The sequence below is a fragment of the Terrabacter sp. BE26 genome, assembly GCF_041941675.1.
Classification (GTDB): domain Bacteria; phylum Actinomycetota; class Actinomycetes; order Actinomycetales; family Dermatophilaceae; genus Terrabacter.
Window position 1 is genome coordinate 3,289,702 of the sequence record NZ_CP090122.1, and the last position, 26,467, is coordinate 3,316,168.

Sequence of the window (26,467 nt, forward strand, 5' to 3'; positions counted from 1 at the left end):
GTGTCGGGCACAGAGGCGGCGCCTCGCGCGGAGACCTCCCAGGCGCTCGACCGCGGGATCCGCCTCCTCGAGACGCTCGCCGAGGGGGGCGAGTCGGCGGGCCTGACCATCACCGAGCTGGCTGGTCGTCTGGGGGTCGGCCGGCCGGTGGTCTACCGCTTGGTCAGCACCCTCGAGGACCACCAGCTCGTGGCGCGGTCGTCCGACGGCCGCGTCCGCCTGGCACTCGGGGTGAGCAGGCTGGCATCGGCCGTCACGCCGATCGTGCGCAACGAGGCGCGGCCCGTGCTGCGCGAGCTCGCCGACGAGGTGGGCGCCACCGCCCACCTCACGATCGCCGAGGGGGACGAGGCCCTCGCGCTCGTCGTCGTCGAGCCCTCGTGGACCGACTTCCACGTCGCCTACCGCTCCGGCGCCCGGCACCGCCTCGACCAGGGAGCGGCCGGGCGGGCGATCCTCGCCGGCCGTGCCGGTCGGGCGGGCGTCGTGGGCACGGACGGCGAGCTGCAGGCTGGTGCCCACGGGCTCGCCGTGCCCGTCACCGTCCACTCCTCGGGTGCGCCGGTGGGCGTGGAGGCCTCCGTGGGCGTGGTGTCCCTCGAGCCGCTCGACGCGCGCACCGTGGGTCCGCGACTCGAACGCGCGGCCCGGGCACTGCGTGCCGTCCTGCGCTGATCGACAGGCCGTCGTCGAGCGTCCTGGACGCGCAGCCCAGCTGGGTCCCCTTGTGGCCCAAGCCGGCTCGCGTATGCCGTCAGCCCGCCGCCCGGGGTGCCCCCAGCAGGCGGACGCCCGCCTCACGCAATTGGCTCAGCGCCGACTCGGTCGTCGACCGGGCCACCCCGGCCGTGAGGTCGAGCAGCACGGTGGTGCGGAAGCCCTCGCGCTGCGCGTCGGCGGCAGTCGCGCGCACGCAGTGGTCGGTGGCGATGCCCACCACGTCGACGTCGGTGACGCCGCGCTGCTCGAGCCAGTCGGCGAGAGGGGTGCGTCCGTCGACGTCGGCCCGGCCCTCGAATCCGCTGTAGGCAGCGGCGTGCTCGCCCTTGCGGAAGACGGCCTCCACGTGACCGAGGGCGCCGGCGAGCCGCGGGTGGAACTCGGCGCCCTCGCTGCCGGCGACGCAGTGGACGGGCCAGGAGTCGACGTAGTCGGGGGTCTGCGAGAAGTGGGTGCCCGGGTCGACGTGCCAGTCGGCCGTCGCGACGACGTGGTCGTAGTCGGCGGCGTGCCGGCTCACGTGCTCGCTGACCTCGCGGGCGACCTCGGCGCCGCCGGCCACGGCGAGCGAGCCGCCTTCGCAGAAGTCGTTCTGCACGTCGACGATGATGAGGGCGCGGGCGCCGGCGGTGGGTGCGGACTCGACCATGGCTCAGTCCTCCTCGTAGATGGTCGGGATCACGGGCTCGCCGCGCGAGAGCTGGCCGGCAGCACGCGGCAGCTCGGCACGCGCGGCCTCGTGCCGCGCGCGTGCCTCGTGGATGTCCTGGCTGCCGACGATCTCGCCGGCCCTGACGAGCTCGACCATCAGGGGCCGGTCGTCGCCGTCGTCGCGTGGTTGCTCGCCGATCCCGATGACCTCGGCCTGCGCGACGCCGGACTCGTCGAGCCGGCGGAGCGCCCACTTGCGCCCGCCGACCGACGCCTTGTCCTTGCTCTTCTTCGCCACGCCCTGCATCTGACCCGACGAGTCCTCGCGGGAGACGAGCTTGTAGACCATCGACGCCGTGGGCGCGCCGGAGCCGGTGACGAGTGCGGTGCCCACGCCGTAGCCGCTGACAGGTCCGGCGGCGAGAGCCGCGATGGCGTACTCGTCGAGGTCGCTGGTGACGATGATCCTGGTGTCGGCGTTGCCGGCGGCATCGAGCTGGGCCCGCACCTCGGTGGCCTGGATCAGCAGGTCTCCCGAGTCGAGCCGAACGGACCCCAGCTCGGGTCCGGCGATCTCCATGGCGAGCTGCACTGCCGTGCGCACGTCATAGGTGTCGACGAGGAGCGTGGTGCCCTTGCCGAGGGACTCGACCTGGGCCGTGAAGGCCTCCTTCTCCGAGTCGTAGAGGAGGGTGAAGGCGTGGGCCGCCGTGCCGGTCGTCGGCACGCCGTAGCGACGGCCCGCCTCGAGGTTGCTGGTGGCGTCGAACCCGGCGATGTACGCGGCCCGCGCGGCGGCGACGGCGGCTTCCTCGTGCGTGCGTCGCGACCCCATCTCGATGCAGGGCCTGCCGATCGCCGCCGTGGTCATGCGCGAGGCGGCGGAGGCGATGGCCGTGTCGTGGTTGAGGATCGAGAGCACCAGGGTCTCGAGGATGACGCCCTCGGCGAAGGTGGACTCGACGACGAGCACGGGGGACTGCGGGAAGTAGCACTCGCCCTCGGCGTAGCCGCTGACGTCGCCGGTGAACCGGTAGCCGGCCAGCCAGTCGACGGTCGCTCGGTCGACGACCTTGTGGTCGCGCAGGAAGCGCAGCTCGTCGTCCCCGAAGCGGAACTGCTCGAGCGCCTCGAGCACCCGGCCGGTTCCGCCGACGACGCCGTAGCGACGGCCGTCGGGCAGACGTCGCGCGAACGCCTCGAAGACGCAGCGTCGGTGCGCCTCGCCGGAGGCGAGGGCCGCCTGCAGCATCGTCAGCTCGTAATGGTCGGTCAGCAGCGCCGTGCTCGCGGCGTGAGGGCTCGTCGGGCTCACACGTCCCACCCTAGGCGGACCACGGCCACGTGGCGTGTGCAGCGTGGGGCCGGGAGCGTGTCCGCGCTGCTGCGGGTGCGCCTAGGGTGGCCCTGTGACGACAGCCGCCCTCTCCCTCGCTCCGGTCGAGCAGGAGGAGACCGCCACCGACGAGCTGGTCGCGCCTGACGTGCCCTGGGTGACGATCGTCTGGAACGACCCCGTCAACCTCATGACGTACGTGACGTGGGTGTTCGAGACGTACTTCGGCTATCCGCGGCCCAGGGCCGAGAAGCTGATGATGGACGTGCACGTCAAGGGCCGGGCGGTGGTGTCCAACGGTCCCCGGGAGTCGATGGAGCGCGACGCCGAGGCGCTGCAGGGCTACGGCCTCTGGGCGACGTTCGAGAAGGACGAGTGATGGCCCGAGCCTTCCTGCGTGAGAAGGGCCGTTACGTCGGCCTGCTCGACCCGACCGAGCGGACGGTCCTGCACGGCCTGATGGAGCAGACCCGTGTCCTGCTCTCGCCGGAGGTGGAGGCCACAGGAGACACCTTCGACGACCTCGTGGCCTCCCTGGGGACCTCGCTCCGGGGTGCAGCCGAGGCCACCGGCGACCCTGGCGCACAGGGGGGTTCACCTGACCGTGACCCGGCGCTGGACCGTCTCCTGCCGACGGCGCACCGTGGCGACGACGAGGTCGCCGCCGAGTTCCGCCGGCTGACGGAGGAGGGCCTGCGCCAGCGCAAGAGCCGCAACCTCGACGTCGCGCTCGAGCGGCTGACGGCAGCGACCGGCGACCGTGTGGAGCTCGACGAGGCCCAGGCCCCGGCCTTCCTGATGGCCCTGACCGACGTGCGGCTGCTGCTCGGGGAGCGGATGGGCCTGCGCACCGAGGAGGACGCGGACGCGCTGTATGCCGCCATGGAGGACCTCGAGGACGACGACCCCCTCGGCTACGCGGTCGCCTGGTACGACTTCCTCACCTGGCTGCAGGAGACCTTGACCCACGCGGTCATGGGCACCGACCTCGGCGATGCGGCGGCTCTGGACGAGCCGGGCGACGAGCACGACACGGACGGCGACGACCAGGAAGGTCCTTCCCGGCCCGGCGCACTGTGACGCAGGCGACGCGCCGGCGCACGGCCCACGTCGGTGCCGGCACCTAGGCTCGTCCCGTGAACGTCACGATCGTCGGGTGCTCGGGGTCCTTCGCCGGGCCGCACTCACCCGCCTCGTCCTACCTCGTGCGCGCCGAGCACGAGGGACGCACCTGGAGCATCGTGCTCGACCTGGGCAACGGCGCCCTGGGCGCCCTGCAGCGACACATCGAGCCGTATGCCGTCGACGCCGTCCTGCTGAGCCACCTGCACGTCGACCACTGCATCGACATGTGTGGCCTCTACGTCATGATGCGCTACGTCCCAGGTGGCCCCGGCAGGTCGGCCATGCCGGTGTGGGGACCGCCGGGCACCGGCGTGCACCTCGCCCGGGCCTACGGCGGGCGAGAGAGCGAGGACGTCCTCGGCGTCTTCGACTTCCACGACCTGCGCCACCTCGAACCGGTGACGGTCGGGCCGTTCACGATCACGCCGATGCGGGTCAACCATCCCCTTGAGGCCTACGGGTTCCGGGTCGAGTCGGGGGGCCGCGTCCTCGCCTACACGGGCGACACCGACACGTGCGACCAGCTCACCGAGCTGATGACGGACGCCGACCTGGTGCTGGCCGACTCCGCCTTCGTCGACGGACGCGACACCGTCACCGGCATCCACCTGTCCGGCAGTCGCGCCGCCGAGGCAGCCGTCCGGGCCGGGGGAGTGCGGCGCCTCATGCTGACGCACATCCCGGCGTGGAACGACCCGGAGCTGTGCCGCAAGCAGGCGGCCACGGTGTGGCCCGGCGAGGTCGAGCTCGCCGAGCCGGGTGCGACCTACTGCCTCTGAGGCCTGGTTCGCGGCATTCCCGGGGCGGTGGGAGGCCACCGGCCGTGTTCCCCGACGGTCGCCTCCCGACGCGCGCCGGGTATGGCCCTCTCGATGCGGTCGCCGCCCGCCACCCGCCGGGACGTGCTCCGGCCCACCGCAACCGAGCCAAGGAGGCAGCGTGCAGCAGCGAACCATCGGGACGAGGAAGGTCGGCGCGATAGGCCTCGGGGGCATGCCCATGTCGATCGAGGGCCGTCCCGAGGAGGACCGCTCCGTCCGGGCCGTCCATGCCGCGCTGGACGCCGGCGTCACGCTCATCGACACGGCGGACGCCTACCACCGTGACGCCGGCGAGGTGGGCCACAACGAGAGCCTCATCGCCAAGGCCCTGTCGTCATGGCAGGGCGACCGGTCGGAGGTGCTCGTCGCCACCAAGGGCGGACACCTGCGACCCGGCGTCGGCTCGTGGACCGTCAACGGCCGCCCCGACTACCTCAAGGAGGCTGCCAAGGCCTCCCTGCAGCGTCTCGGCGGCGACGCGATCGGGCTCTACCAGTTCCACCGGCCCGACCCCGATGTGCCGTACGCCGAGTCGGTGGGCGCGCTCGCCGACCTGCTCGACGAGGGCGTCATCGAGATGGCCGGAGTCTCCAACGCGAACCCGGACCAGATCCGGGAGGCGCAGGAGGTCCTCGGCGGTCGGCTCGTCTCGGTCCAGAACCAGTTCTCGCCCGCCTTCCGCAGCAGCCGCCCCGAGCTCGACCTGTGCGCCGAGCTCGGCATCGCGTTCCTACCGTGGAGCCCGCTCGGTGGCATCAGCAAGGCAGGGGACCTCGGCAGCCGGCACGACGCGTTCGCAGAGGTCGCGAAGGCGCACGACGTGAGCCCCCAGCGCGTCGCCCTGGCCTGGGAGCTCGCCCTCGCGCCCGTCGTGGTGCCGATCCCGGGGGCCTCGCGACCCGAGAGCATCCAGGACTCCACCCGCGCCGAGGAGCTCGAGCTCGGCGCCGACGAGATCGAGCTGCTCTCGGTGTAGACGCTGGACTAGGCCGGGCGGCACGGCTGCCGGCGCACCTGCGTCGGCAGAGGCCTGCAGGGTGCGTGCGGGAGCCGGCCCGGGCCCGCGGTTGGGGGCCGCGCCACCGTCATGACTAGCCTCGTGTCATGACTGACCGACATGACGGCCGCGCTCCCGACCAGACGCGCGAGGTGCGGATCACGCGCAACTGGCTCGACCACGCGGAGGGGAGCGTGCTCGTGGAGTTCGGGCGCACCCGGGTGCTCTGCGCGGCCTCCTTCACCGAGGGCGTGCCCCGGTGGCTCAAGGGCAAGGGCACCGGCTGGGTGACCGCCGAGTACGCCATGCTGCCCAGGGCGACCAACACCCGCTCCGACCGCGAGAGCGTCAAGGGCCGCATCGGCGGACGCACGCACGAGATCAGCCGGCTCATCGGCCGCAGCCTGCGCGCCGTCATCGACACCAAGGCCCTCGGCGAGAACACCATCGTCCTGGACTGCGACGTGCTCCAGGCCGACGGCGGCACCCGTACCGCCGCCATCACCGGTGCCTACGTCGCCCTGGCCGACGCCATCGAGAACGCCCGCGGCAGGGGCCTCGTCCCCAAGAAGGCGCAGCCGCTGACCGGGTCGGTGGCCGCCGTCTCGGTGGGCATCGTCGAGGGCCGCGCCGTGCTCGACCTCGACTATCCCGAGGACTCGACCGCCGAGACCGACATGAACGTCGTGATGACCGGCGACGGACGGTTCATCGAGGTCCAGGGCACCGCCGAGGGTGCGCCCTTCGACCGCGACCTGCTGGGTCAGCTGCTCGACCTCGCGACCAAGGGCTGCGCCGACCTCACCGAGCTCCAGCGCGCAGCCCTGGCTGCACCGCTGTCCCCGGCGGGCGGATTCGCTTGCGACCCTGCCGGGGCCGACACGGACGGTGGGGTGGTCGCGTGACGAAGGTGGTCCTGGCCACCCGCAACGCCCACAAGGTCGAGGAGCTGCGCGAGATCCTGGCCGACGTCGGTGCCGAGCTGGGCCTCGAGATCGTGGGGCTCGACGGCTTCCCCGACGCGCCCGAGGTCGTCGAGGACGGGGTGACGTTCGAGCAGAACGCCATCCTCAAGGCGGCCTCCGCGGCCAACGTCACGGGGCTGCCCGCCCTCGCCGACGACTCCGGACTCGCCGTCGACGTCCTCGGGGGTGCTCCCGGCATCTTCAGCGCGCGCTGGTCCGGCGGCGGAGGTGACGGTGCCAACGTCGACCTGCTGCTCGCGCAGCTGGCCGAGGTGCGCGACGAGCACCGGGCTGGCGCCTTCGTCTGTGCAGCCGCACTCGTCCTGCCCGACGGGCGCTCCGCCGCCGAGCTCGGTCGGTTCCCCGGCTCCATCGCCCGCCGGCCCCGGGGCAGCAACGGTTTCGGTTACGACCCGATCTTCGTCCCATCCGACCAGGCGGCCGGCGACGAACGCACACTGGCGGAGTACGAGGCCGACGAGAAGAACAAGGTGTCTCACCGAGCACTCGCCTTCCGTGCACTCGTGCCGCACCTGAAGGAGCACCTGAGGCCATGACCACGACCAGCCCGGCCACCCGTCCCGAGACCTCCCCCGAGCAGCCGGAGCGCCCGCTGTGGTGGGGAGCCCTCGACGGGGTGGTGGCCGGGCTGCTCACGGTGGGCCTGGCGACGCTCGCGGCGTCGGTGCTGACCGGTGTGGCGCCCTCCTCGGGCCAGCCTGCGCCCATCGCCGCGGTCGGCGGGGCGTTCATCGACCGGACGCCGCCGTGGCTCAAGAACTTCGCCGTCGCCACGTTCGGCACCAACGACAAGCGGGCCCTGCTTGTCGGCACGGTCGTGGTCCTCGCGCTGGCGTGCGCGGCCATCGGCATGCTCGCCCGGCGCCACCTCGTGGCCGGGCTGGTGGCCTTCGCGGTCGTCGGGGCGGTCGGGGTCGCAGCGGTGCTCGGCCGCCCCGGCGCGAGTGCGCTGGACGTGCTGCCGACCGTCCTGGGGACGGTCGCCGGTCTGTGGTTCCTGAGCCGCTCCGCCCGGCCGACGGGCACGTCGCCGGCTGCCGTGAACCCCGGCCGGCGCTGGCTGCTCGGGGGTGCGGTGGGCGCCGTGGCGGCATACGGGGGCAACCTGCTCGGGGGCGGCTCGACGGCGGCCGCGGTGTCGCGTGACGTGCTGGCGCGCACGCCGCTCAAGGGGACGAAGCTGGCCATCCCCGCGGGCGCGGACCTCCGCATCCCCGGCCTGACCCCCTACATCGTCCCCAACGAGGACTTCTACCGCATCGACACGGCCATCGTCGTCCCCCGCGTCGACGCGAACGACTGGAAGCTCAAGGTCACCGGCATGGTCGACAGGGAGGTCGAGATCGACTGGCAGACCTTGCAGTCCAAGCCGATGCAGGAAGCCCTCGTGACGCTGACCTGCGTGTCCAACGAGGTCGGGGGAGACCTCGCCGGCAACGCGATATGGACGGGGTGGCCGGTGCGTGAGCTGCTCGCCATGGCCGGCCCCAAGCCGGGCGCCGACATGGTGCTGCAGACGAGCGTCGACGGCTTCACCGCCTCGACACCCCTGGCCGCCCTGACCGACGACCGCAACGCCCTGCTCGCCGTCCGGATGAACGGCGAGCCGCTGCCCTTCGAGCACGGCTTTCCCGTGCGCGTCGTCGTGCCCGGCCTCTACGGCTACGTGTCGGCGACGAAGTGGGTGACCGAGCTCAAGGTGACGACGTATGCCGCCGACGTGGCCTACTGGACACCGCGGGGCTGGTCGCCCAGGGGTCCCATCAAGACGGCGTCGCGCATCGACGTCCCCAAGGCGGGTGCGGTGGTCCAGGCCGGCACCGTGGCCGTCGCGGGTGTCGCGTGGCACCAGCACACCGGCATCTCGAAGGTGGAGGTTCAGGTCGACCAGCAGCCTTGGACGCCCGCCCGGCTCGCCGTCGACGCGAGCATCGACACCTGGCGACAGTGGGTCTACGAGTGGGACGCGACGCCCGGCAGCCACGACATCCGCGTCCGGGCCTACGACGCGTCGGGCCAGGTGCAGTCGCCGCTCGAGGCGCCCCCGGCACCCGACGGCGCGACCGGAATCCACGTGGTCACCGTCCGGGTCCAGTGAGCGGAAGCTGCCGCGCTCCGTCCCCGTCCCGGCTGGGCGCGGCGGCCGTCTAGAGTGGGGCCGCGCACCTCGCGAGCGGACGTGGTGGAACTGGTAGACACGCAGGATTTAGGTTCCTGTGCCCTAGGTGTGCGGGTTCGAGTCCCGCCGTCCGCACCCAGGCCGGGCCCCTGCATGCATCCGTCCACGTCCCCGGACCGCCGTGCTGCGCGCCGACGCCGCACGCCGGATGGGTACGGGAGGTGCACCGATACGATGCCCGAGAGGCACTCGTCCAGCGCGGGATCCGGTCGAGCCGCACCGGTTTGACGGCTCACCCGAACGCGCCCACCCCGAAGGAGCACACTGTGACGTCGAGACTCGAGCCCGGCGAGGAGGCCCCGGCGTTCAGCCTTCCCGACGACACCGGCCAGACCGTCAGCCTCTCCGACTTCGCGGGCCGCCGCGTCATCGTCTACTTCTACCCGGCCGCGATGACGCCCGGCTGCACGAAGCAGGCCTGTGACTTCAGCGAGTCGCTCGAGTCGCTGAAGAGGGACGGCTACGACGTCGTCGGCATCTCAAAGGACAAGCCGGCCAAGCTCGCGAAGTTCCGCGAGCGCGACCAGCTCACCATCCCGCTGCTGAGCGACGAGGACCTCGCCGTCCACACGGCATACGGCGCCTGGGGCGAGAAGAAGCTCTACGGCAAGACCGTCGAGGGCGTCATCCGGTCGACCTTCGTGGTCGACGAGGAGGGCAAGGTCGCCCACGCGCTCTACAACGTGAAGGCGACGGGCCACGTGGCCAAGCTCCGTCGCGACCTCGGCATCGCCGACTAGAGTCCCACCCTCTCCGAAAGGAAGCCACATGAGCGACACCGCACGCATCGAGCAGGACATCGAGGCCGCCCGCGCGCGGCTCGAGGGCACGGTCAACGAGCTCGCCTACCGGGCGCAGCCGCAGGTCATCGCGCAGCGGCAGATGCAGGGGCTCAGGCTGCGCCTCGACGCCGCGACGCACACGCCGGACGGCGAGCTGCGCATCGAGCGCATCGGGGCCGTCGTCGCTGCCGCCGTCGTGGTCGTGGTCGCCGTCGGGCTGCTCCGTCGCCGGCGCCGCTGAACCGACCGTCACCGGACCCGGCCACGTCTGACGTGGCCGGGTCCGGTCGTCCCGACCGGTTCACTGCACGCCCGAGCCTGACCCGCGACCTGACGGGGGCATGGGAAAGGCCCCCGCTCGGATCAGTCCGAACGGGGGCCTTTGGAAGTGCGCCGTCAGGGACTCGAACCCCGAACCCAGTGATTAAGAGTCACTTGCTCTGCCAATTGAGCTAACGGCGCAACGAGGAGAAACGCTATCAGTAGCCTTGCGGCCCGGCAAAATCGGTGCCGGGAGCCGGCTCAGAGCAGGCCGGTGGCCGTCGAGAGCAGCGTCAGCGCCAGGCTGAGCACCATGACCCCGATGATGACGCCGACCGTGATCCGTTGGGTGCGCTTGTTTCCCATGAGCATGAGCCCATTGTGCTGCACGACGACCGTGGGGCCGACCGGACCTGCGTACGGTCGGCCCCACGGGCTCGTCTATGCCGAGACCTGCGTCACTGGCCGTCGGCACCCGGGACGTAGCCGCCCGGGACCTGCGAGGGGGTGTAGATGCGAGCGTCACCCGGGTAGGGCTTGCTCCAGTTGTGCGCCTGGTACCACGTGAACCGGTTCATCAGCTCGGGGCTCGCGGTGTCGGCGCTCGGGTTGGTGGAGTTGAAGCCCTGCTTGACCCGCCAGGCCTCCCACTGCGCGGCGACGGGCTTCTCCGACGCCGGCACTGCGGCGGAGCTCGGCTGGGCCGCAGCACCGCTCGCCGACGGGGTGGTGTCCGGGCCGCACGCCGGGCCGGGGCTGACCTGCTCGGTGAGCGGGATCTGGTTCGGCACCGCGGTGAACGGCGTGAGGTCCGGCTTGGACTGGAACGCGTCGAACATCGGCGTCGCCGCGGCGAGCTTCTGGTTCAGCGGCGCGGCACCCATGATCTGCTCGATCGTGCGGACCATGTTGATCTGGGAGTAGTAGGTGTCGATGACCTTCCCGTGGGCCGCCCAGGGGCTGATGACCTGAACGGGAGCCCGGTGCCCGTCGACGTGGTCGGCGCCGTCCTGGCTGTCGTCCTCGACCACGAAGATGGCCGAGTCCTTCCAGTACTTGCTGTGCGAGATCTCGTCGACGACCTGCCCGACGGCGAGGTCACCGTCGGCGACCTGGGCCCGGGCGTCGGGGGCGCCGCCTGTGTGGTCGCTGGAGAGCCACAGCATGTTGAAGTTCGCCGGCCCCTCCTTCTGGAAGTGCTGCTTCCAGAGCTGGAAGCGGTAGATGTCGGGGATGTTGACGTCGAACTTCGGGTAGTCGTGCTGGGTGATCGCGTTGAGGGACGGGATCGGCGACTGGGTGTCGGACTTGACCGACGGGTCGGTCAGCAGGCTGGGGTCGCCACCGGCCGAGACCTGCTTCGCGGTGCAGTAGTACTTCTGCCACGTCGCCCCGGCCGGCTTGGTCAGGAACTGCGTGAACTCGCCGTAGTTGCGAGCGGACTTGCCCGCGGACTGCACTGCGGTCCAAAGGAACCCGGATCGCTGGTGCCCGAGGGCGTCGTCCTCGGTGTCGTAGCTGCGGACGTACTCGCCGGCGCTGGACTCGGTGTACTCCGGGTTGTCACCCTGCATCAGCCAGTTGTGACCCTCGGCCGAGTTGGTGCCGATGTCGTAGGTGTTGTCGTAGAGCCCGAACTGCTTGGCCAGGGCGTGCTGGTTCGGGGTGACCTTCTGGCCGAACTGCACGAGCGACGGGTCGCCGTTGCCGCGGGAGTCGTCGCCGTAGACCTGGTCGTACGTGCGGTTCTCCTTGACGAGCACGAAGACGTGCTTGATCGTCGAGGGGTCCCCGAGGTGGACGGGAACGGGAACCGGCTTGGCCCGGTGCCGGCGGTCGCCCTGCCCGTCGCCCCGCTCGTCACCCTGCGCGCCCTGGGCGTCGTCGTGGCCGTGGCCCTTGCCCGGGTGCCCCGTCCAGCCGTTCTGGGCGAAGACGGTCGAGGTGTAGCGGCCGATCTCCTTGTCGCTCGGGAGCGTGAAGCTCGTGAGCGAGGCGGTGGTGCTGTGCGTGTCGTGGCCGCTGACGACCGGGACGCCGTAGCCCTTGTTGGTCGTGATCGCCGGCCCACGCGCGTCGATGCCCCGCGTGTTGGTGACGACGACCCGGTCGCCGACCGTCGCCACGTCGGACGGGTAGTAGTCCGTCGGAAGCAGCCCGACGTAGCTGACAGGCTCCTGGGGCGTGCTGCCGTAGCGGTAGACGGCGACGGCGTTGGCGCGGCCCAGCGTGACGAGAAGGTGGCCGTCCTTGGTCAGCGCCATGCCGGTCGGCTCGTAGCCGACCCGGGACTTGGACCAGGGCTGGGTCGCGATGGTCTGGACGACCTTGTCCTTGGTGGAGTCGATCACCGAGACGGTGTCGCTGTTGGTGTTGGCGACGAAGACGGCGTTGCCCGCGGCATACAGCGCGGTGGGGTGCAGCCCCACGGGGATCGACCTGACGGCGCCCGCCGGTGCGGCGGTGTCGATGACGCTGACGGTGCCGGTGGTCGAGGCGCCGAGGTGGGGGTCGGCCGGCACGTCGGTGCCGTAGGAGTTGATCGTCGGCTCGCCCGGCTTGGCGGTCCGGCCGCCCTCGTTGCTGACGAAGAGCTTCTGGCCGACGAAGGCCAGGTGCCGCGGGGCGATGCCGACCTTCCACGTCTGCTTGACGGCGCCCGTGGAGGGGTCGATGGCGATGACGGTGTTCTGTCCGTTGACCGCGACGTAGAGGGTCGAGCCGTCGGGGGAGTAGACGGACTTGCCGGGCAGGGCCGAGTTGCCGCCGACCTGCGGGAGGGGGAAGCGCTGGGCCGTGCCCAGCGTGCCGTCGGCGTTGACCGGGAAGCGGGTCAGGGCGTCCTGCTGCGAGAGCCAGAGGAACTTGCCGTCGGGGGAGTACGTCGGGCCCTCCTGCCCGACGCTGCCGTCGGAGAGGGTCTGGTCGACGCCGGCCGCCTTGCCGACGCGGTAGATCAGCTTCTTGGACGCGAGGTCGAAGACCTGCAGGACGACCTTCTTGTCGGCGCTGCTGGCGGCGAGGAAGCGGCCGTCGGCACTGACCGTGGAGCCCATGAACTTGCCGTACTCGGTCATGATCCGGTCGCCGATGGGCTTGATGACCTGGTTGTCGGAGACCTGGAGACCGTTGGGGTACTCCGTGCCGACCTGGTGGTTGCCGAAGACGCCGGTCGCCGCGGAGGCGATGCCGCCACCGGCGATGGTGAGCACCGCGGTGCTGGCCACGGCGATGCGGATCCTGCGGTTGCTACGACTCTGCTCGGAGGCGGGGCCCGAGGTGCGCCGTCGTTGACGAGTGACCTGCATGATCATCCTTTCGAGGTACTGCGGGAGGACAGGTCGACGAGCGCGTCGATCTGCCACAGGGGGTTGGCTGCATCCCCGTCGGGGGTGCGCACCTGGAAGTAGCCGTTCACCTCCTTCGGGCCGTCACCGTCGGCGACGTAGTGCCCGTCGGCTGACACGTCCAGCTGGTAGAGCGCCGTCCCGACAGCCGTGGCACCGGGGATGTGCCACGAGACGGAGCAGCGCCAGTCGTTGCCCGGCCCCTCGTCCTCGCCCGGTGATCCGGCCCGGTAGCAGGACGCGCTCGTGCGCAGCTGCTCCTCGGTCACGTCCGGGCGGTGGAGCTGGCGGGACTGCAGGCGGTAGAGGTGGGCGAAGGAGGTCGCCAGCGACTGCTCGACCTTGCCCCGGTCGATGCCCGACCCGCTTGCCGGTGTCGCGACGGCGACCACGGCGATGCTCACGAGGGTCAGGGCCAGCACCGGGGCGACGCCGAGGAGCACGGACCGGCGCGCCGACCCCTCGTAGGCGAGATCGGTGAAGTCGCGTCGCACGAAGAGCAGAAGGGCCAGCGCGGTCGCGACGAGCACCCAGGCGAGGCTGATGATCAGGCCGACGACCAGCGGACGCGTCTGGGCCGGCCCGGCGAACAGTCCGCGCCAGGCCAGGAAGCCCTGGCTCGGCAGGGCCAGGCGCACGGCTGCGGGCATGGGGAGCAGCTGCGCCGTCTGGAGGGCGAACGCGAGCAGCGCTGGTGTCAGCAGGCCCATGGGGGAGCGGCCGAGGGCGACGGAGCCGAGGAGCCCGACGGCCGCGAAGGCGAGCGAGCCCACGACGACGCACGCCCAGGCGAGCAGGACGAGCCACGCGCTCCGCCCGGGCCCGATGACGCTCCCGTCGAGCCCGACGAGGTCGTGGTCGCCGACCACCAGCAGGCCCCCGCCGATGCTGGAGACGGCCAGCCCTAGCTCCATGACGAGGATGACTGCCGTGCTGGCGATGGCCTTGGCGGCGAAGATGCGACGCGGGGAGCGCACCGCCATGACGAGGTGGCGCCAGGTGCCGAGCCGGTCCTCGGCCGCGAAGACGTCCCCGGCCACGAGGGCGGTCAGGAGCGGCAGGGCCCAGGTGCACGCGAAGCTCAGCACCACCAGCGTGCCGGCCCAGCCGGTGGCGAGCATCCACCGGCCGAAGACGGTGTCGCTCGGCAGCGAGCTCTGGCCGCTGACGGCTGCGATGAACCCGGCCGGCGCGACCCAGCAGGCCAGCAGGACGATGCGCACGCGCCACTGGGCGAGCAGCTTGAGCAGCTCGAAGCGGACGCTCGCACCGAGACCGGCACGGGCCGTGAGGGCAGACGCGGCATCGACGGGGGAGGGGTCGGGTGCCGGGGCGGGGTGGGTCCCGAGGGCGACGTCGCCGTCGCGGCCGGTCGAACTCGCCTGCGCGGCAGGGGCGCTCATCGGGTCTCCTCCCGAGTCGTGAGGGTGTCCTCGGCGGCGGTCAGCGCGAGGAAGGCGGCCTCCAGCGGCGGGACCACGGGGCCGAGCTCGCGCACCGAGACACCGGCCTCGACGAGACGCACGACGAGCTGCTCGACCGCGCCCACCGGCCCCCGCGCCACGACGGCGTCGCCGTCACCTGAGGACGAGCCGCGGACGGGCACCAGCTCGAGTCCCGGGGTCCCGGCAACGACCCGTCGGGTGGTCGCCGGGTCCGACGTCACCACCCGGTGGTCCAGCCGGCCGCTCTCGGTGGCGAGCTTGGCCACGGAGCCGGAGAAGACGACCCGCCCACCGGCCAGGAGGGTGACCTCGGCGCACAGGGCGGCGAGGTCGTCCATCTGGTGACTGGAGATCACAACCGCGGTGCCCTCGGACGCGAGCCCGGCGAGCAGTCGGTGGACGTGCCGTTTCGCGGCGGGGTCGAGCCCGTTCGACGGCTCGTCGAGCACGAGCAGCCGCGGCCTCGTGAGCAGGGCTGCGGCAAGGCCGAGGCGCTGGCGCATCCCGAGGGAGAAGCCGCGGGCGCGGTCGTCGGCGACGTCCACCAGGCCGACCTGCTCGAGCACCCGGTCGACCTCGGCGCGGCGCCCAGGCCCGCGGCCGTGCAGCTCGGCGAGGGTGGTGAGGTTCTGGCGAGCGGTCAGCGACGGGTAGAGCCCCGGCCCGTCGACGAACCCAGCCACGCCGACGGGCACTCCCAGCACCCGGTCGACGGCCGAGCCGAGGATCTCGAGTCGGCCCCCGTCGGCGACGGAGAGCCCGAGCAGGAGCCCGAGCAGCGTCGTCTTCCCGGCGCCGTTGGGTCCCACGAGGCCGTGCACCTGCCCGCGGGGGATGTCGAGGTCCACGCCGTCCAGGGCAACCACGTCGCCGAAGCACTTCGTGAGGCCTCGGGACCGCACTGCGCCCGAGTCGATCTCGTTCCTTCTCTCCTGCATCGCTGGAGACGCTAGGGAGACAAGGGGGTTCGGGGGCGGCCGGAACCTGAACCCTGGGCAAACATCGCAAAAGGTGCAGGGGCGCGTAGCTGCGCCACCATGGGTGACGCAGCAGCCGCTTCCGAACACGGGCCCACCGAAGGACGAATGGCCCCGTCACCGCTGGTGGCCGAGGCCGATCCTGAGACACGAGTATGTCCGGTGAGGAGTACGGCGCTGAAGGCGATCGTGCAGGACCGGTACGGCGGGGCAGGCGTGCTTTACTTCGCCGACGTCCCAGGAGGTGTACGGCGCTGCTCGCGAGACGTACGCGGAGTTCACGGTCGCGCGGGCCGATCAGATGGCAGTGAAACCGTCGCGGTTGACCTTCGAGGAATCGGCGGTGCTGCCGTACGCCGCCTTTCCTGCGCTGCAGGGGCTGCGCGACCACGGGCACGTCCAGCCGAGGCAGCGGGTTCTGGTGGTCGGCGCCTCCGCGGCGGTGGGCAGCATCGCCGTGCAGTTGGCCAAGGCCATCGGCGCGGAGGTGACCGGGGTGTGCGGCCCGCGTGATGTCGACCTGACGCATTCCCTCGGTGCCGAGCATGTCGCCGACTACTCCAGCCAAGACTTCGCCGACGGCGCTCGCGTCATGACCTGATCCTCGACGTGTTCGGCCGCACACCACTGCGGCGGCTGCGCCGCGCCCTCACCCCGAGTGGAACCTTGGTGATCGCCGGCGGGGAGGGGGACCGATGGATCGGGGGCCTGCAGCGGCAGCTGGGTGCCGCCGTGATGGCGCGGACCTACCCGCTGATCGAGGCCCCCGATGCCGTCGCCCAGCTGCAGACCGGCGCTACGTCGGGGCGGCTGTCCGTCACCATGTGACGGTGACGGACCTCCGGCTCAAATCCTTGGCCGACGTGGTCGCAGCAGCGCTGCACCTGGACGTGGCACGAATGGAGCCCCGGTCGACGGCGGAGCCGGGCGAGTTGGGTTTGGGGGCGTCGTTGGTCCGCCCGCGGCAAGCGTCGCCCAGGAGACCCTGCCCCCGCGGGGGCCCGGGTGCGGCCACGTGCGAAGGCCAGTGCTCGCACGATCTCTACCCGCGCGCTTTCCGGTATCCCGGCATTGCCGTCCACAGCGGCGCCGACTGTGTCACTGCTCGGCGGGCCAGCGCTGACGCTTCCGCGGTCGCGTACCGCGATGTGCAGCAGGTCGCGGCCAGACAACCCTTCCGTCATCTGGTTCTGTGCCGACGAGGGGGAGGCCCCTGTGCGCCGCATCAGTGGGTACGCGAGGGTCAGTGCCACCGCTCGGAGACACGACGCCTAGACCCTTCCCCCGAGCGGTGGCGCCCCAAGCGTCACAGGCCGTTTGCCCGGGGCCGGTCAACGTCAGCCCTGGCGTTGCCGGCCGTGGATCTCTGCGCCGAATCGGAATGCTGCCTGATTCGGAGCCCGACAAGCGGCTCGACATCGCGCCGGGTGGGTATGCACCGACCGAGCCCCAAGGTCGGGGCTTCACAGCACGGAAGTGAGGTTGGTCAGATGGTGACTTCTGAGGACCTGGCTGCCTTCCTGGTCAAGACCGCAGCCGCCGTGGTGCGGCTGGACCTCACGCTGGGATCCGAGGACGAACGATTCCGCCAGCTGGCGATCAGCGACATGGTTGACGGCGTGTCACTCCCGCGCCCCTTGGAGGGACTCCGCGAGGAGCTGCTCGCCGGCGCCGACCCCGTGGCCGCGTTGTCACACGCGTTCTCTCGGCAGGCCCACGCCTACTGCGAGGGCGCGGCGCGAGCCACCGTCACCGTCGTAGAACAGGCCGTCACGCATGTACACGCGGCCGGCGGAGACGCCGCCGTCGAGGCCTTTCTGGACGACCTGCAGCACCAGAACGAAGAGCCAGCCGCTCTCTGATGACCCCCTCGCCTGGCCCTGCTCCTGGTCGGGTATGAGGTGGAGCATGCAGTCATCGTGCTTGAGCGGGTGGGCTTCGTCGTGCGTCGGGCCGCGCTGCTCGAGGCGGGCCGCCAGCACTGGCGGAGCGCGACCACCCCAGCCCTGATCGCCGAAGAGCCCGGGTGCTCACCATCCGGGGTCGGCCCGGAGCGGGCAGCGGCTCGCTCGCGTCGAGTGCGAGTGTGGTCAGGCATGGATGGTCCGCTGTGACCGCTCGGTGCCCCTGCCGGGCTGCCCGTACGGACGAGGCAGCCCCGCAGGCCTTGCACCTGTTTCAACCGATGTGGATCCACTTCGCCGTGGAGGGCACGCCGGCACTGTTGACGAGGAAGAGCATGTACCAGCCGGCGATGCCGACCGTTGACGACGGGGCCACCGCCGTGAGACCGGTCGTGGTCGCAGTGGTGCTCAGCGTGACGATCCGCTCGTCGAAGTTGACGGTGTGAGTTGCGGCGCCCGACCGGATCAGCACGGCCTTGCTGGCGGTGTCGGGAGACGTGATCGTGAAGCTCGCACCATGACTGACTTGGGACGGCGCCGACGTGATGGTCGGGCGTGTTCCCTGGAACAGGTACGGCGGGGAGAGGAGCTCGTCCTTGTTGCCTCCGCCGCCGGCGCCGGTGTCTCCTGCGGAGAACACCCGGCCATCGGGCAGCAGGACCGCCGAGGAGTGGTAACCCCGGCGCTCAGCCTGAGTGGCGAGCGTCGCCCAGGAGTTGCTGGCCGGTTTGTACATGAGGGACGTGTAGATGGCGCCGGCGAAATTCCCAGAGGAGTTTCCGCCGACCCCGAGGACCTGGCCGTCTGGCATCAGGACTGGACTCATGTGTCCGCGGCCCTGGGGCAGGGCCGCCAGCGGCGACCACCCGGCGGTCGGGTTGGCGGCGTCGAAGGTTTCCACTGCGGCCGTCGCTGCGCCCTGGTCGATGCCACCGATGAGCATGACCTTCGTGGAGCCGGAAGCCGGACCCGGGAGTAGGACCGCGCCCTCGCCGCTACCGTGCTTCAGCTTCGGCCTGGGATAGGAGGTCCAGGTCCACGTGCTCGGGTCAAGGATGGAGGTCGAGCTCGAGGTGACCTCGAGGATCTTGCCGGAGGGCAGAACCCATTGGTGCGGGTAGAGGCCCGAGGGGTGGTTCGTCCCGACCTTCTTCAAGGTCCCGACGTTGCCCGTCGTCGGCGGCGTCCACAGCTCCACGTCGGGATTCTTTGCGCCATTCATGTCGAATCCACCGCTGATGACGACAGTGCCGTTGGGCAGCAACGTCGACGTCGGGTAGTAGCGACCCATCGGGCTGGACGGTTGCGGCGTCCAGGTGAGCGTGGCCGGGTCGAAGAGCATGATGTTGTTGATGCCGTGTGCACCCTTTCCGTGGCCACCGACGACCAGAATCCGCCCATCCTGCAACGGGGTCATGGATCCGCACTCGACATCTGCCGGAGGATCCGTCTCGGTTGCATTTCCGGTAACCGGGTCGTAGACGTAACCCTGGGTTGGCTTCAGAGCGCCGAAGACAAGAATCTTGCCTGTGTGGAGCAGCACCGAGTGCACCCCGATGGCTCGGGGGTTCGCTCCCGGCGGCGTGAACGGCGCCGACCATGATCCGCTCGTCGCCGCGTCGGCGGCGCCGACAGCTGGCACGCCAGCCGCTGCTGCGGCCGGGAAGTTGGAGGCCGCCAAGGCGACGGCGACGGCCCCCGCGGGCCAATAGACCTTCTTCATTTCTCCCCCATGTGAACTCGCGTTGGAGTCGGCGACGCTGCGACCAGCATGAAGAGCGGCGGCCGCGGGTGTCCGGGCTTTCGCGATATTGCTGATTAGTCATCCGTAGACGCAACAATGGTTATCCCGATAAAGGGGGACAACGGCGACGCCAGCCTCAAAAGGAGTCAGCGAATCATTCGCAGGGTGTCGTCAGTCATGTCGAAAGGGAGTGCCTGAACGGCAAACAATGCCAAGTCGGCGCGCTCCGGAATGCGGGTGGTCGGAGCAGATGGCCCACGAGGCGGGTCGCCGGAGGATGTCGATGTTCTTAGAGCGTGAAGGGTGTCGCCCGCTCACGGCCGCCGCGCCCGGCCGGGCGACGATCGAACTGGCGCCCGGCGACATCCTCACCCCCGGTGCGGAACCTGACGCCTCCGTGGCCGAGGGTGGGGCCACGAGCCGCGTGGCGGCCGCGCGGCGCCCGACGACGGCAGGCCTGGCGCTGACGATGGGCGCAATCGCCCCGCCGTGACCTGCGTCACAGGCCGGGCTTCGTTGCCGGGGCGGTGCCGGAACGCGCGGTGGCCCGTGCCCCCTCCGGAGGGGCCACGGGCCACCGAGACGCCCCGCACAAGCGGGACCATGGGGTGAGTGACGGGACTTGAACCCGCGGCCACCTGGACCACAACCAGGTGCTCTACCAGCTGAGCTACACCCACCATGCACAACACGAGCCGGGCCCGGGGGCTCGGCGCCGTGTCACGGCGTCGACAATGCTACAGGCTCTCGCGCGGTGCTCGTGACCACCCCGGCCGGACGGCATACGCCCTCTTTGTCGTATGCCGTCAGGCACGTCCCGGGCGGCTGGTCGCTCGGGTCAGTGCTCGATGACGTGGGCCGTGGCGAGCGCCTTGGCGGTCGCGCTGTCGGGGCCGGGTTGGGGCACGAAGACCGCCTCGCGGTAGTAGCGCAGCTCGGCGATCGACTCGCGGATGTCGGCGAGCGCACGGTGGCCCCCGGACTTCTTGGGGGCGTTGAAGTAGACGCGGGGGTACCAGCGGCGGGAGAGCTCCTTGATGGAGCTGACGTCGATGATCCGGTAGTGCATGTACGACTCGAGCACCGGCATGTCGCGGGCGAGGAAGCCACGGTCGGTGGCGACCGTGTTGCCACCGAGGGGCGCCTTGCGCGGCTCGGGCACGAAGGTGCGGACGTAGTCGAGGACGATGTGCTCGGCCTCGTGCAGCGTCACGCCCGAGGCCAGCTCGTCGATGAGCCCGGAGGTGGTGTGCATGTCGCGGACGAAGTCGTCCATCTGCTCGAGCGCCTCGTCCGGCGGCTTGACGACGACGTCGATGCCGTCGCCGAGCTGGTTGAGCTCGAAGTCGGTCACGAGCGCGGCGACCTCGACCAGCGCGTCGGACTTCAGGGAGAGGCCGGTCATCTCGCAGTCGATCCAGATGATGCGGTCGGCGATGGCGCGGTGGTTGGTGTCACTCACCGCACCACCATAGAGGCTGGCGAAGGCGCGGCCCCGGTCCGCGTCGGCTCGTGGAGCCCCAGCGTCACAGGCGGCGCGCGGGTCGGCTGCACTAGCCTGCCTGCATGACCTCAGGGGACGTCACGACACAGGGTCCGGCCGGCAGCCCTGGCGGCCAGGTGCAGCAGTGGAGCACGCTGCCCAACCCCACGCGCCGGCCGATGCTGCGTCGGGCCCTGACCATCGGTGTTGCCGCGTCGGTGTTCCTGATGTGCCTGCTCGTGCTGCTCGGCATCCTCGGTCAGCGGCTCACCACGCAGACACTGGTGACTGCCGCGCTCACCGCGGTCATCCCGCTCCTCGTCATCGTCCCGACCTTCCTCTGGCTCGACCGCTACGAGGCCGAGCCGGCTCGCTACATCGTCTTCGCCTTCCTCTGGGGCGCGCTCGTGGCCGTCGTCGGCGCCTTCTTCCTCAACACCTACGGGCTCAAGCTGCTGGTGGAGGCGCGCTGGACGGACCCGTTGGAGACGGGCGCGGTCTACCTGGCCCCGGTCACCGAGGAGACGCTCAAGGGCCTCGGGATCCTGCTGATCTACCTGCTGCGCCGCCGCGAGTTCGACGGCATCATCGACGGCATCGTGTATGCCGGCCTCATCGGCGCCGGGTTCGCGTTCAGCGAGAACATCCTCTACCTCGGGCAGGCGCTCAACGAGTACGGCAGCGAGGGCCTCACCTCCACGTTCCTGGTACGCGGGCTGATGGGTCCGTTCGCGCACCCGCTCTTCACGTCGATGACCGGCATCGGCATCGGCATCGCCGCGAGCGCGCGCCGGCCTGCCACCCGCGTCGTGGCGATCGCGGTCGGCTGGGGCTGCGCGATGCTCCTGCACCACCTGTGGAACCTCTCGGCGATCGCCGGCCTCGGGGGGTTCTTCCAGGCGTACGTGACCTACCAGGTGCCGATCTTCCTGGTCTTCATCGGCTTCCTGCTCTGGCTGCGTCGCCGGGAGGGCCGCCTCATCGGGCGGCACCTCTCCCCGTATGCCGACGCCGGGTGGCTGACGCACGCGGAGGTCGTGATGCTCTCGCACCTGCGCCTGCGCCGTGCGGCGCGCGCGTGGGCACGGCAGAACGGCGGTCGCCCCGCGAAGCACTCGATGCACGCCTTCCAGGACAGCGCGAGCGACCTTGCGCTGCTGCGCTCGCGGATCGTCCGCGGGACCGCGGAGGAGGGCGCGACGCAGCGCGAGATGGTGCTGCTGCAGGCCATCACGGCCCACCGGCGCGGCTTCATCGGCTCGCCCGTCACCTGAGCGGCCGGGAGGTCGCCGGGTGCCTATCATTGGCACGGCGCCCGAGCGGGCGCTCGGCCCCTGTAGCTCAGCGGATAGAGCAAGAGCCTTCTAATCTCTTGGTCGCAGGTTCGAGTCCTGCCGGGGGCACCAGCGGAAACCGGGCACGGTCAGGCCGAACCCGAGGATAGGCACCGGAGCCCGACGGGCGGGAAGATCAGCGCGGGGACGCCGATGCACACGATCGTGAGGCCGACGAGGGCGGGGGAGGATGCGGGCGAGGACCCGGAGCGCCCCGGCCACGTAGCGCATGTTCACTCCTCGAGCGGGTCGACCGACACCGACGCCGGCTCCACGTCGACGATGTCGAGGACGTCGAGGGCGAGCTCCGCTGCCTGACCGATCGCGCCGACGAGGCTGAGGCTGGTGACCGGGATCGCGACGACGGTCCCTCCAATGACCGGGTGGGAGACGACGGTCCCGGGCCACTGCGCGAGCATCTGCTCCTCCTGCTCCTCTTCGAGCAGGTCGCCGTACGTCAGGTGAACCGAGTAGTCGGGCATGTTGCTCATGGTCTCACTTCCCCTTCCGAGGCGTGTGTCCCTTGTGGGGGGACAGGGAGGCCCGCACGCCGGAGTTCGGCGGCGAGGTTCATCAGCGAGCGATGGTCGGACGGGGTGCCCGTGACGGTGGGGCGGCGGCCCGTCCGATCGCGCCCCTGCTCGGGATCCCCGGACCCGCGTCCCGGGGAGCGCCGTGCGCCAACGACGTACACCGGTGACCCGCACCGATGTCGTATGCGTCTGCGCCCTCCCGGAGGGCCCCGCGGTCCCGCCGAGGCGCGCTCGACGGCCGACTCGGGCAGATGCGTGGTGCGGCACGCGGCCTTTCGGTTTGGTTGTGCCACTTCGACACGAAAGGATGCGGGTGTGGCAGGTGATACAGGTGCGGGCACTGCCCGGCTCCTCGAGGGCGTCAAGGCACTTCGCTCTGCCGTCTCCGACACCACCCTCCCGCTCGATCTCCCCGGTGCCCCCGGAGCCAGGTCGGCTCGCACCCGCCTGCTCGACCAGCTCGACGACTACGTCATCCCTCGGTTGACGGCCCTCGACGCGCCCCTGCTGGCCGTGGTGGGCGGTTCGACGGGAGCGGGCAAGTCCACCCTCGTCAACTCGGTCGTCGGTCGCGAGGTCTCGCTGCCGGGAGTGCTGCGCCCGACGACCCGGTCGCCGGTGCTGATCCACCACCCGTCCGACGCAGCCTGGTTCTCCGGCCCGCGCGTGCTGCCGGGCCTCGCACGCATCACCGGCCGTCACTCGGCGTCGGACGGGCCCGGGGCTGTGCGGCTCGTGTCCACCGAGGAGGTCGCGGCCGGCCTCGCCCTGCTCGACGCCCCTGACATCGACAGCGTCGTCGAGGCCAATCGCGACCTCGCCACCCAGCTGCTGGCGGCGGCCGACCTCTGGATCTTCGTCACCACAGCGGCGCGCTATGCGGATGCGGTGCCGTGGGAGCTGCTGCGCGACGCGTCAGAGCGCGGGACGGCCGTCGCGGTGGTCCTCGACCGGGTCCCGGCCGCGGCGCTCGACGAGATCCGCACCCACCTGGCGTCGATGCTGCGCGAGCAGGGACTCGACCAGGCACCCATCTTCACGGTGGTCGAGTCCGAGCTCGTCGACGGTCTGCTGCCCCGGAGCCAGACCGAGCGCCTGACCGCATGGCTGGCCGCCCTGGCCGGCGACGCGGCCGCGCGCGCCGACGTCGTGCGGCAGACGCTCGAGGGCGCGCTCACCTCGCTCGAGACCCGGACTCGGGCACTCGTCGCGGCGGCCGAGGAGCAGACGGCGGCGGGCGGGGCGCTCGTCGACGTCGCCGGCGCCGCCTACGAGGAGGCCACGGCCGAGGTCCAGGCGGGGATCGTCGACGGGACCCTGCTGCGCGGCGAGGTGCTCGCACGCTGGCAGGAGTTCGTAGGCACGGGCGAGTTCTTCCGCCAGGTCGAGTCCACCGTCTCGCGAATGCGCGACCGCTTCACCTCCTTCCTCCGGGGCGAGCCGGCTCGGGCCGACGACCTCGGCGAGGCACTCCAGTCGGGCGTCGAGTCGCTCATTGCCAACCGTGCCGAGCTCGCGGCCGGTTCGGTGAGCCGCGCCTGGCGCACCCTGCCCGGCGGTGACCAGCTGCTCCAGGCACACCCGGACCTCGCCGGCTCGGGCAAGGACGTCGACCGGCGCATCCAGCGTCTCGTGCGCGACTGGCAGGGCGACATCCTGCAGATGGTTCGTGACGAGGGCCGTGACCGTCGCACGACGGCGCGGATCATGGCCTACGGCGTCAACGGCCTGGGCGTGGTCCTGATGCTCGTCACGTTCGCCAGCACGGCGGGCATCACCGGTGCCGAGATCGGCATCGCCGGCGGCACCGCGGTCGTGGGCCAGAAGCTCCTCGAGGCCGTCTTCGGCGACCAGGCCGTGCGCGAGCTCGCACGCCAGGCCCGCGAGCACCTGACCGCCCGCGTCGACGAGCTGTATGCCGCCGAGCGAGCCCGCTACGAAGGAGCTGTCACGACGTTGCACGTCGACACCCAGCAGACCGAGCAGCTGACCGCGGCCGTCCGTGAGCTGGAGGCTGCCCGGTGAGCCCGATCAGGATGGGCAGCGCCACCGTGAAGGCCGTCTCCGCCGCAGAGCTGGGCGCCCGCACCACGGAGCTGTCGCTCGCGCTGGTCTCGGGGGCCACCGAGCTCGATGCGGCCGGTGTCGCGGCCGCCCGGAGGGTCATCGACAAGGCCGTGGAGCGCTCGGGCATGAGCGGCGACCACACGGTCGTCGCCCTCGCCGGAGCGACAGGCAGCGGCAAGTCCTCCCTCTTCAACGCCCTTGTCGGCGCCGACGTCGCCACGATCGGCGCACGGCGCCCCACGACGTCCCGTCCCACCGCTGCCGTCTGGGGCGACGACGACGCCTCCGGGCTGCTCGACTGGCTGGGGGTGCAGGCCCGCCACATGGTCGACGCCCCGGGCGGGCAGCGGGCCGCCGGTGGGGGAGCCGGGCCCGGCGCGGGCCGGCGGCGAGACGCGACGGTCGGGTCGCTCGACGGGCTGGTCCTGCTCGACCTGCCCGACTTCGACTCACGCGTGGTGGAGCACCGCCGCGAGGCCGAGCGGGTGCTCGAGCTCGTGGACGTCTTCGTCTGGGTGACCGACCCCCAGAAGTACGCTGATGCGCGGCTGCACGACGAGTTCGTCAGCCTCCTGTCGCAGCACGACGCCGTCACGCTGGCGGTCCTCAACCAGGCCGACCGCCTGTCCGCCGACGGCGTCGAGACGATCACCATGGACCTCACGAAGCTGCTGGTGGCAGACGGGGTGGCCGCCGCCCAGGTGTTCGCGACCTCCGCCGCGACCGGCGACGGCCTACCCGAGCTCCGCCAGCGGATCGCGAATGCGGTTGCGGGACATGCTGCTTCGCGTCAGCGCCTGCGGGCCGACGTCGTCGGCGCCGCCACCAGGCTCAGGCCCGGGGTTGCAGACTCCGAGCCGGACCTCGGACAGGTCCCGCGGGCCGAGCTCGACCGCTCCTTCGGCCGGGCGGCCGGGGTGCCCATCGTGCTGGACGCCGTGGCCCGCGACTACCGTCGCGAGGCGTTCGCCCACACCAGCTGGCTCTTCGCGCGCTGGACCAAGGGCTTCGCCGCCGACCCGCTGCGCCGGCTGCGCCTGGACCGGACCGGCGGGCGGCCGCCGATCCACGTCGACATCGACGGCGCCGACGTCCGGGCCGTGCTGGGCCGCTCGTCGATCCCGGCGCCGAGCGCCTCGACGGTCTCCGCGGTCGAGCTCGCCACCCGCAGCTTCGTCCGCGACGCGTCGCAGGGCCTGCCCGTGCGCTGGGCGCACGCCCTAGAGGACGCCGTCGACCGTGGCGACGGGGCCCTCGGCGACTCCCTCGACCGGGCCGTCATCGGCACCCCGCTGCGCGGCCACCGGCCGGCGTGGTGGTTCGTCGTCAACGTGCTCCAGTGGGTGCTCGGGCTCGCCGCCCTGGCCGGCCTCGTCTGGTATGCCGTGCTCTGGGCCTTCGCGCTGCTGCAGCTGCCCCGACCCGGGACACCCGCGCTCGGCATCCTGCCCCTTCCGCTCGTCATGGTGGTCGTCGGACTGCTCCTCGGCATCGGCCTGGGGGTGCTGTCCCGCTGGTGGGCACGCATCGGGGCGCGGCACCGCAGGAACGTCATCGGCAAACGCCTCGCCGAGTCGGTCGCGGCCGTGGCGGACGAGCACGTGCTCGCCCCCGTCGACGAGGTGCTGTCCCGCCACCGCGAGACGCGTGGACACCTGGAGGCGGCAGCCCGCTGACGGGGGCACGGCCCGGTCGGCGCGACCCTAGAAGCGGACGTGCGGTGGAGACGGGAGCGGGTGTCCGTCCCCGTCGTGGCTGCTCGTCCACACCCGCCT

Annotated in this window: 25 protein-coding genes and 4 tRNA genes; 18 read left to right on the top strand and 11 right to left on the bottom strand. The window is 71.5% G+C overall.

All coding sequences use genetic code 11. The annotated features are described in order from the left end of the window. The gene (locus LQK93_RS15080) at positions 1-675 is read left to right on the top strand and encodes an IclR family transcriptional regulator (protein WP_374968595.1); all 675 of its coding nucleotides are present in this window, start codon (positions 1-3) and stop codon (positions 673-675) included. 79 nt (positions 676-754) lie between these two features. Here the strand turns inward: LQK93_RS15080 and LQK93_RS15085 are convergent, their stop codons facing one another. Continuing rightward, positions 755-1,369 (bottom strand): isochorismatase family protein, encoded by a 615-nt coding sequence (locus tag LQK93_RS15085; RefSeq protein ID WP_374968596.1) that lies wholly within the window; start codon positions 1,367-1,369, stop codon positions 755-757. Positions 1,370-1,372: 3 nt separating this feature from the next. Continuing rightward, a complete protein-coding gene (locus LQK93_RS15090) occupies positions 1,373-2,623 on the bottom strand; it encodes a nicotinate phosphoribosyltransferase (RefSeq protein WP_374971519.1) in 1,251 nt (416 codons plus the stop codon). A 157-nt stretch (positions 2,624-2,780) separates the two neighbouring features. Between LQK93_RS15090 and clpS the strand changes: the two genes are divergently transcribed. The 10 genes from clpS (at position 2,781) to LQK93_RS15140 (ending at position 9,838) form a co-directional block, all read left to right on the top strand. Then, complete coding sequence (clpS, locus tag LQK93_RS15095) at positions 2,781-3,086, top strand: ATP-dependent Clp protease adapter ClpS (RefSeq protein ID WP_374968597.1); 306 nt, start codon at positions 2,781-2,783, stop codon at positions 3,084-3,086. Next, positions 3,086-3,787: a DUF2017 domain-containing protein gene (locus LQK93_RS15100; protein WP_374968598.1), complete on the top strand. Its 702-nt coding sequence runs from the start codon at positions 3,086-3,088 to the stop codon at positions 3,785-3,787. Before clpS ends, LQK93_RS15100 begins: the two co-directional genes overlap by 1 nt. A gap of 56 nt (positions 3,788-3,843) precedes the next feature. After that, the gene (locus LQK93_RS15105; protein WP_374968599.1) at positions 3,844-4,611 is read left to right on the top strand and encodes an MBL fold metallo-hydrolase; all 768 of its coding nucleotides are present in this window, start codon (positions 3,844-3,846) and stop codon (positions 4,609-4,611) included. 160 nt (positions 4,612-4,771) lie between these two features. After that, complete coding sequence (locus LQK93_RS15110) at positions 4,772-5,629, top strand: aldo/keto reductase (protein ID WP_374968600.1); 858 nt, start codon at positions 4,772-4,774, stop codon at positions 5,627-5,629. Between the two features lie 128 nt (positions 5,630-5,757). Next, the gene (rph, locus tag LQK93_RS15115; RefSeq protein WP_374968601.1) at positions 5,758-6,555 is read left to right on the top strand and encodes a ribonuclease PH; all 798 of its coding nucleotides are present in this window, start codon (positions 5,758-5,760) and stop codon (positions 6,553-6,555) included. Next, positions 6,552-7,172 (top strand): RdgB/HAM1 family non-canonical purine NTP pyrophosphatase, encoded by a 621-nt coding sequence (gene rdgB, locus LQK93_RS15120; protein WP_374968602.1) that lies wholly within the window; start codon positions 6,552-6,554, stop codon positions 7,170-7,172. Before rph ends, rdgB begins: the two co-directional genes overlap by 4 nt. Next, positions 7,169-8,734 carry a molybdopterin-dependent oxidoreductase gene (locus LQK93_RS15125; protein WP_374968603.1) on the top strand — a complete coding sequence of 522 codons (1,566 nt, stop codon included), beginning with the start codon at positions 7,169-7,171 and terminating at the stop codon, positions 8,732-8,734. The genes rdgB and LQK93_RS15125 overlap by 4 nt, the downstream gene beginning before the upstream one ends. A 75-nt stretch (positions 8,735-8,809) precedes the next feature. Beyond that, positions 8,810-8,890 (top strand) — tRNA-Leu (locus LQK93_RS15130). Positions 8,891-9,081: 191 nt separating this feature from the next. Beyond that, positions 9,082-9,555 (top strand): thioredoxin-dependent thiol peroxidase, encoded by a 474-nt coding sequence (gene bcp, locus LQK93_RS15135; protein WP_374968604.1) that lies wholly within the window; start codon positions 9,082-9,084, stop codon positions 9,553-9,555. A 28-nt stretch (positions 9,556-9,583) separates the two neighbouring features. Then, positions 9,584-9,838 carry a DUF3618 domain-containing protein gene (locus LQK93_RS15140; protein WP_343989272.1) on the top strand — a complete coding sequence of 85 codons (255 nt, stop codon included), beginning with the start codon at positions 9,584-9,586 and terminating at the stop codon, positions 9,836-9,838. Positions 9,839-9,986: 148 nt separating this feature from the next. On the opposite strand, the gene LQK93_RS15145 is transcribed toward LQK93_RS15140, so the two are convergent. The 5 genes from LQK93_RS15145 to LQK93_RS15165 all read right to left on the bottom strand — a co-directional run bounded on the left by LQK93_RS15145 (position 9,987) and on the right by LQK93_RS15165 (position 15,588). Further along, positions 9,987-10,059 (bottom strand) — tRNA-Lys (locus LQK93_RS15145). Between the two features lie 60 nt (positions 10,060-10,119). Then, positions 10,120-10,230: a stressosome-associated protein Prli42 gene (gene prli42 / locus LQK93_RS15150; protein WP_374968605.1), complete on the bottom strand. Its 111-nt coding sequence runs from the start codon at positions 10,228-10,230 to the stop codon at positions 10,120-10,122. Positions 10,231-10,316: 86 nt separating this feature from the next. Further along, entirely contained in the window at positions 10,317-13,166 is a 2,850-nt protein-coding gene (locus tag LQK93_RS15155; RefSeq protein ID WP_374968606.1) for an alkaline phosphatase family protein, read from the bottom strand. Between the two features lie 2 nt (positions 13,167-13,168). Further along, positions 13,169-14,608 carry an ABC transporter permease gene (locus tag LQK93_RS15160; RefSeq protein WP_374968607.1) on the bottom strand — a complete coding sequence of 480 codons (1,440 nt, stop codon included), beginning with the start codon at positions 14,606-14,608 and terminating at the stop codon, positions 13,169-13,171. Further along, positions 14,605-15,588 carry an ABC transporter ATP-binding protein gene (locus LQK93_RS15165; RefSeq protein ID WP_374968608.1) on the bottom strand — a complete coding sequence of 328 codons (984 nt, stop codon included), beginning with the start codon at positions 15,586-15,588 and terminating at the stop codon, positions 14,605-14,607. Before LQK93_RS15165 ends, LQK93_RS15160 begins: the two co-directional genes overlap by 4 nt. 283 nt (positions 15,589-15,871) lie before the next feature. On the opposite strand from LQK93_RS15165, the gene LQK93_RS15170 reads away from it, so the two are divergent. The 3 genes from LQK93_RS15170 (at position 15,872) to LQK93_RS15180 (ending at position 17,489) form a co-directional block, all read left to right on the top strand. Next, a complete protein-coding gene (locus tag LQK93_RS15170) occupies positions 15,872-16,228 on the top strand; it encodes a zinc-binding dehydrogenase (protein WP_374968609.1) in 357 nt (118 codons plus the stop codon). Between the two features lie 8 nt (positions 16,229-16,236). Next, positions 16,237-16,455, top strand: coding sequence for a hypothetical protein (locus tag LQK93_RS15175; RefSeq protein ID WP_374968610.1), 219 nt, complete (start codon positions 16,237-16,239; stop codon positions 16,453-16,455). 662 nt (positions 16,456-17,117) lie between these two features. Continuing rightward, complete coding sequence (locus LQK93_RS15180; RefSeq protein ID WP_374968611.1) at positions 17,118-17,489, top strand: hypothetical protein; 372 nt, start codon at positions 17,118-17,120, stop codon at positions 17,487-17,489. A gap of 316 nt (positions 17,490-17,805) precedes the next feature. Here the strand turns inward: LQK93_RS15180 and LQK93_RS15185 are convergent, their stop codons facing one another. The 3 genes from LQK93_RS15185 to orn all read right to left on the bottom strand — a co-directional run bounded on the left by LQK93_RS15185 (position 17,806) and on the right by orn (position 20,737). Further along, positions 17,806-19,254, bottom strand: coding sequence for a galactose oxidase-like domain-containing protein (locus LQK93_RS15185; RefSeq protein ID WP_374968612.1), 1,449 nt, complete (start codon positions 19,252-19,254; stop codon positions 17,806-17,808). A gap of 625 nt (positions 19,255-19,879) precedes the next feature. Continuing rightward, positions 19,880-19,955, bottom strand: a tRNA-His gene (locus LQK93_RS15190). Between the two features lie 158 nt (positions 19,956-20,113). Then, positions 20,114-20,737 carry an oligoribonuclease gene (gene orn / locus LQK93_RS15195; protein WP_374968613.1) on the bottom strand — a complete coding sequence of 208 codons (624 nt, stop codon included), beginning with the start codon at positions 20,735-20,737 and terminating at the stop codon, positions 20,114-20,116. A gap of 104 nt (positions 20,738-20,841) precedes the next feature. Here orn and LQK93_RS15200 point away from each other — a divergent pair, with 104 nt between their 5' ends. Both LQK93_RS15200 and LQK93_RS15205 read left to right on the top strand, forming a co-directional pair. Next, on the top strand, positions 20,842-22,032 hold the full coding sequence (locus LQK93_RS15200) for a PrsW family intramembrane metalloprotease (RefSeq protein ID WP_374968614.1): 1,191 nt from the start codon (positions 20,842-20,844) through the stop codon (positions 22,030-22,032). A gap of 56 nt (positions 22,033-22,088) precedes the next feature. Continuing rightward, positions 22,089-22,164, top strand: a tRNA-Arg gene (locus tag LQK93_RS15205). A 161-nt stretch (positions 22,165-22,325) separates the two neighbouring features. Here the strand turns inward: LQK93_RS15205 and LQK93_RS15210 are convergent. Continuing rightward, entirely contained in the window at positions 22,326-22,583 is a 258-nt protein-coding gene (locus tag LQK93_RS15210) for a hypothetical protein (RefSeq protein ID WP_374968615.1), read from the bottom strand. 357 nt (positions 22,584-22,940) lie between these two features. Here LQK93_RS15210 and LQK93_RS15215 point away from each other — a divergent pair, with 357 nt between their 5' ends. After that, on the top strand, positions 22,941-24,650 hold the full coding sequence (locus tag LQK93_RS15215) for a dynamin family protein (RefSeq protein WP_374968616.1): 1,710 nt from the start codon (positions 22,941-22,943) through the stop codon (positions 24,648-24,650). Then, a complete protein-coding gene (locus LQK93_RS15220) occupies positions 24,647-26,368 on the top strand; it encodes a YfjP family GTPase (RefSeq protein ID WP_374968617.1) in 1,722 nt (573 codons plus the stop codon). Before LQK93_RS15215 ends, LQK93_RS15220 begins: the two co-directional genes overlap by 4 nt. Positions 26,369-26,467 lie beyond the last annotated feature (99 nt).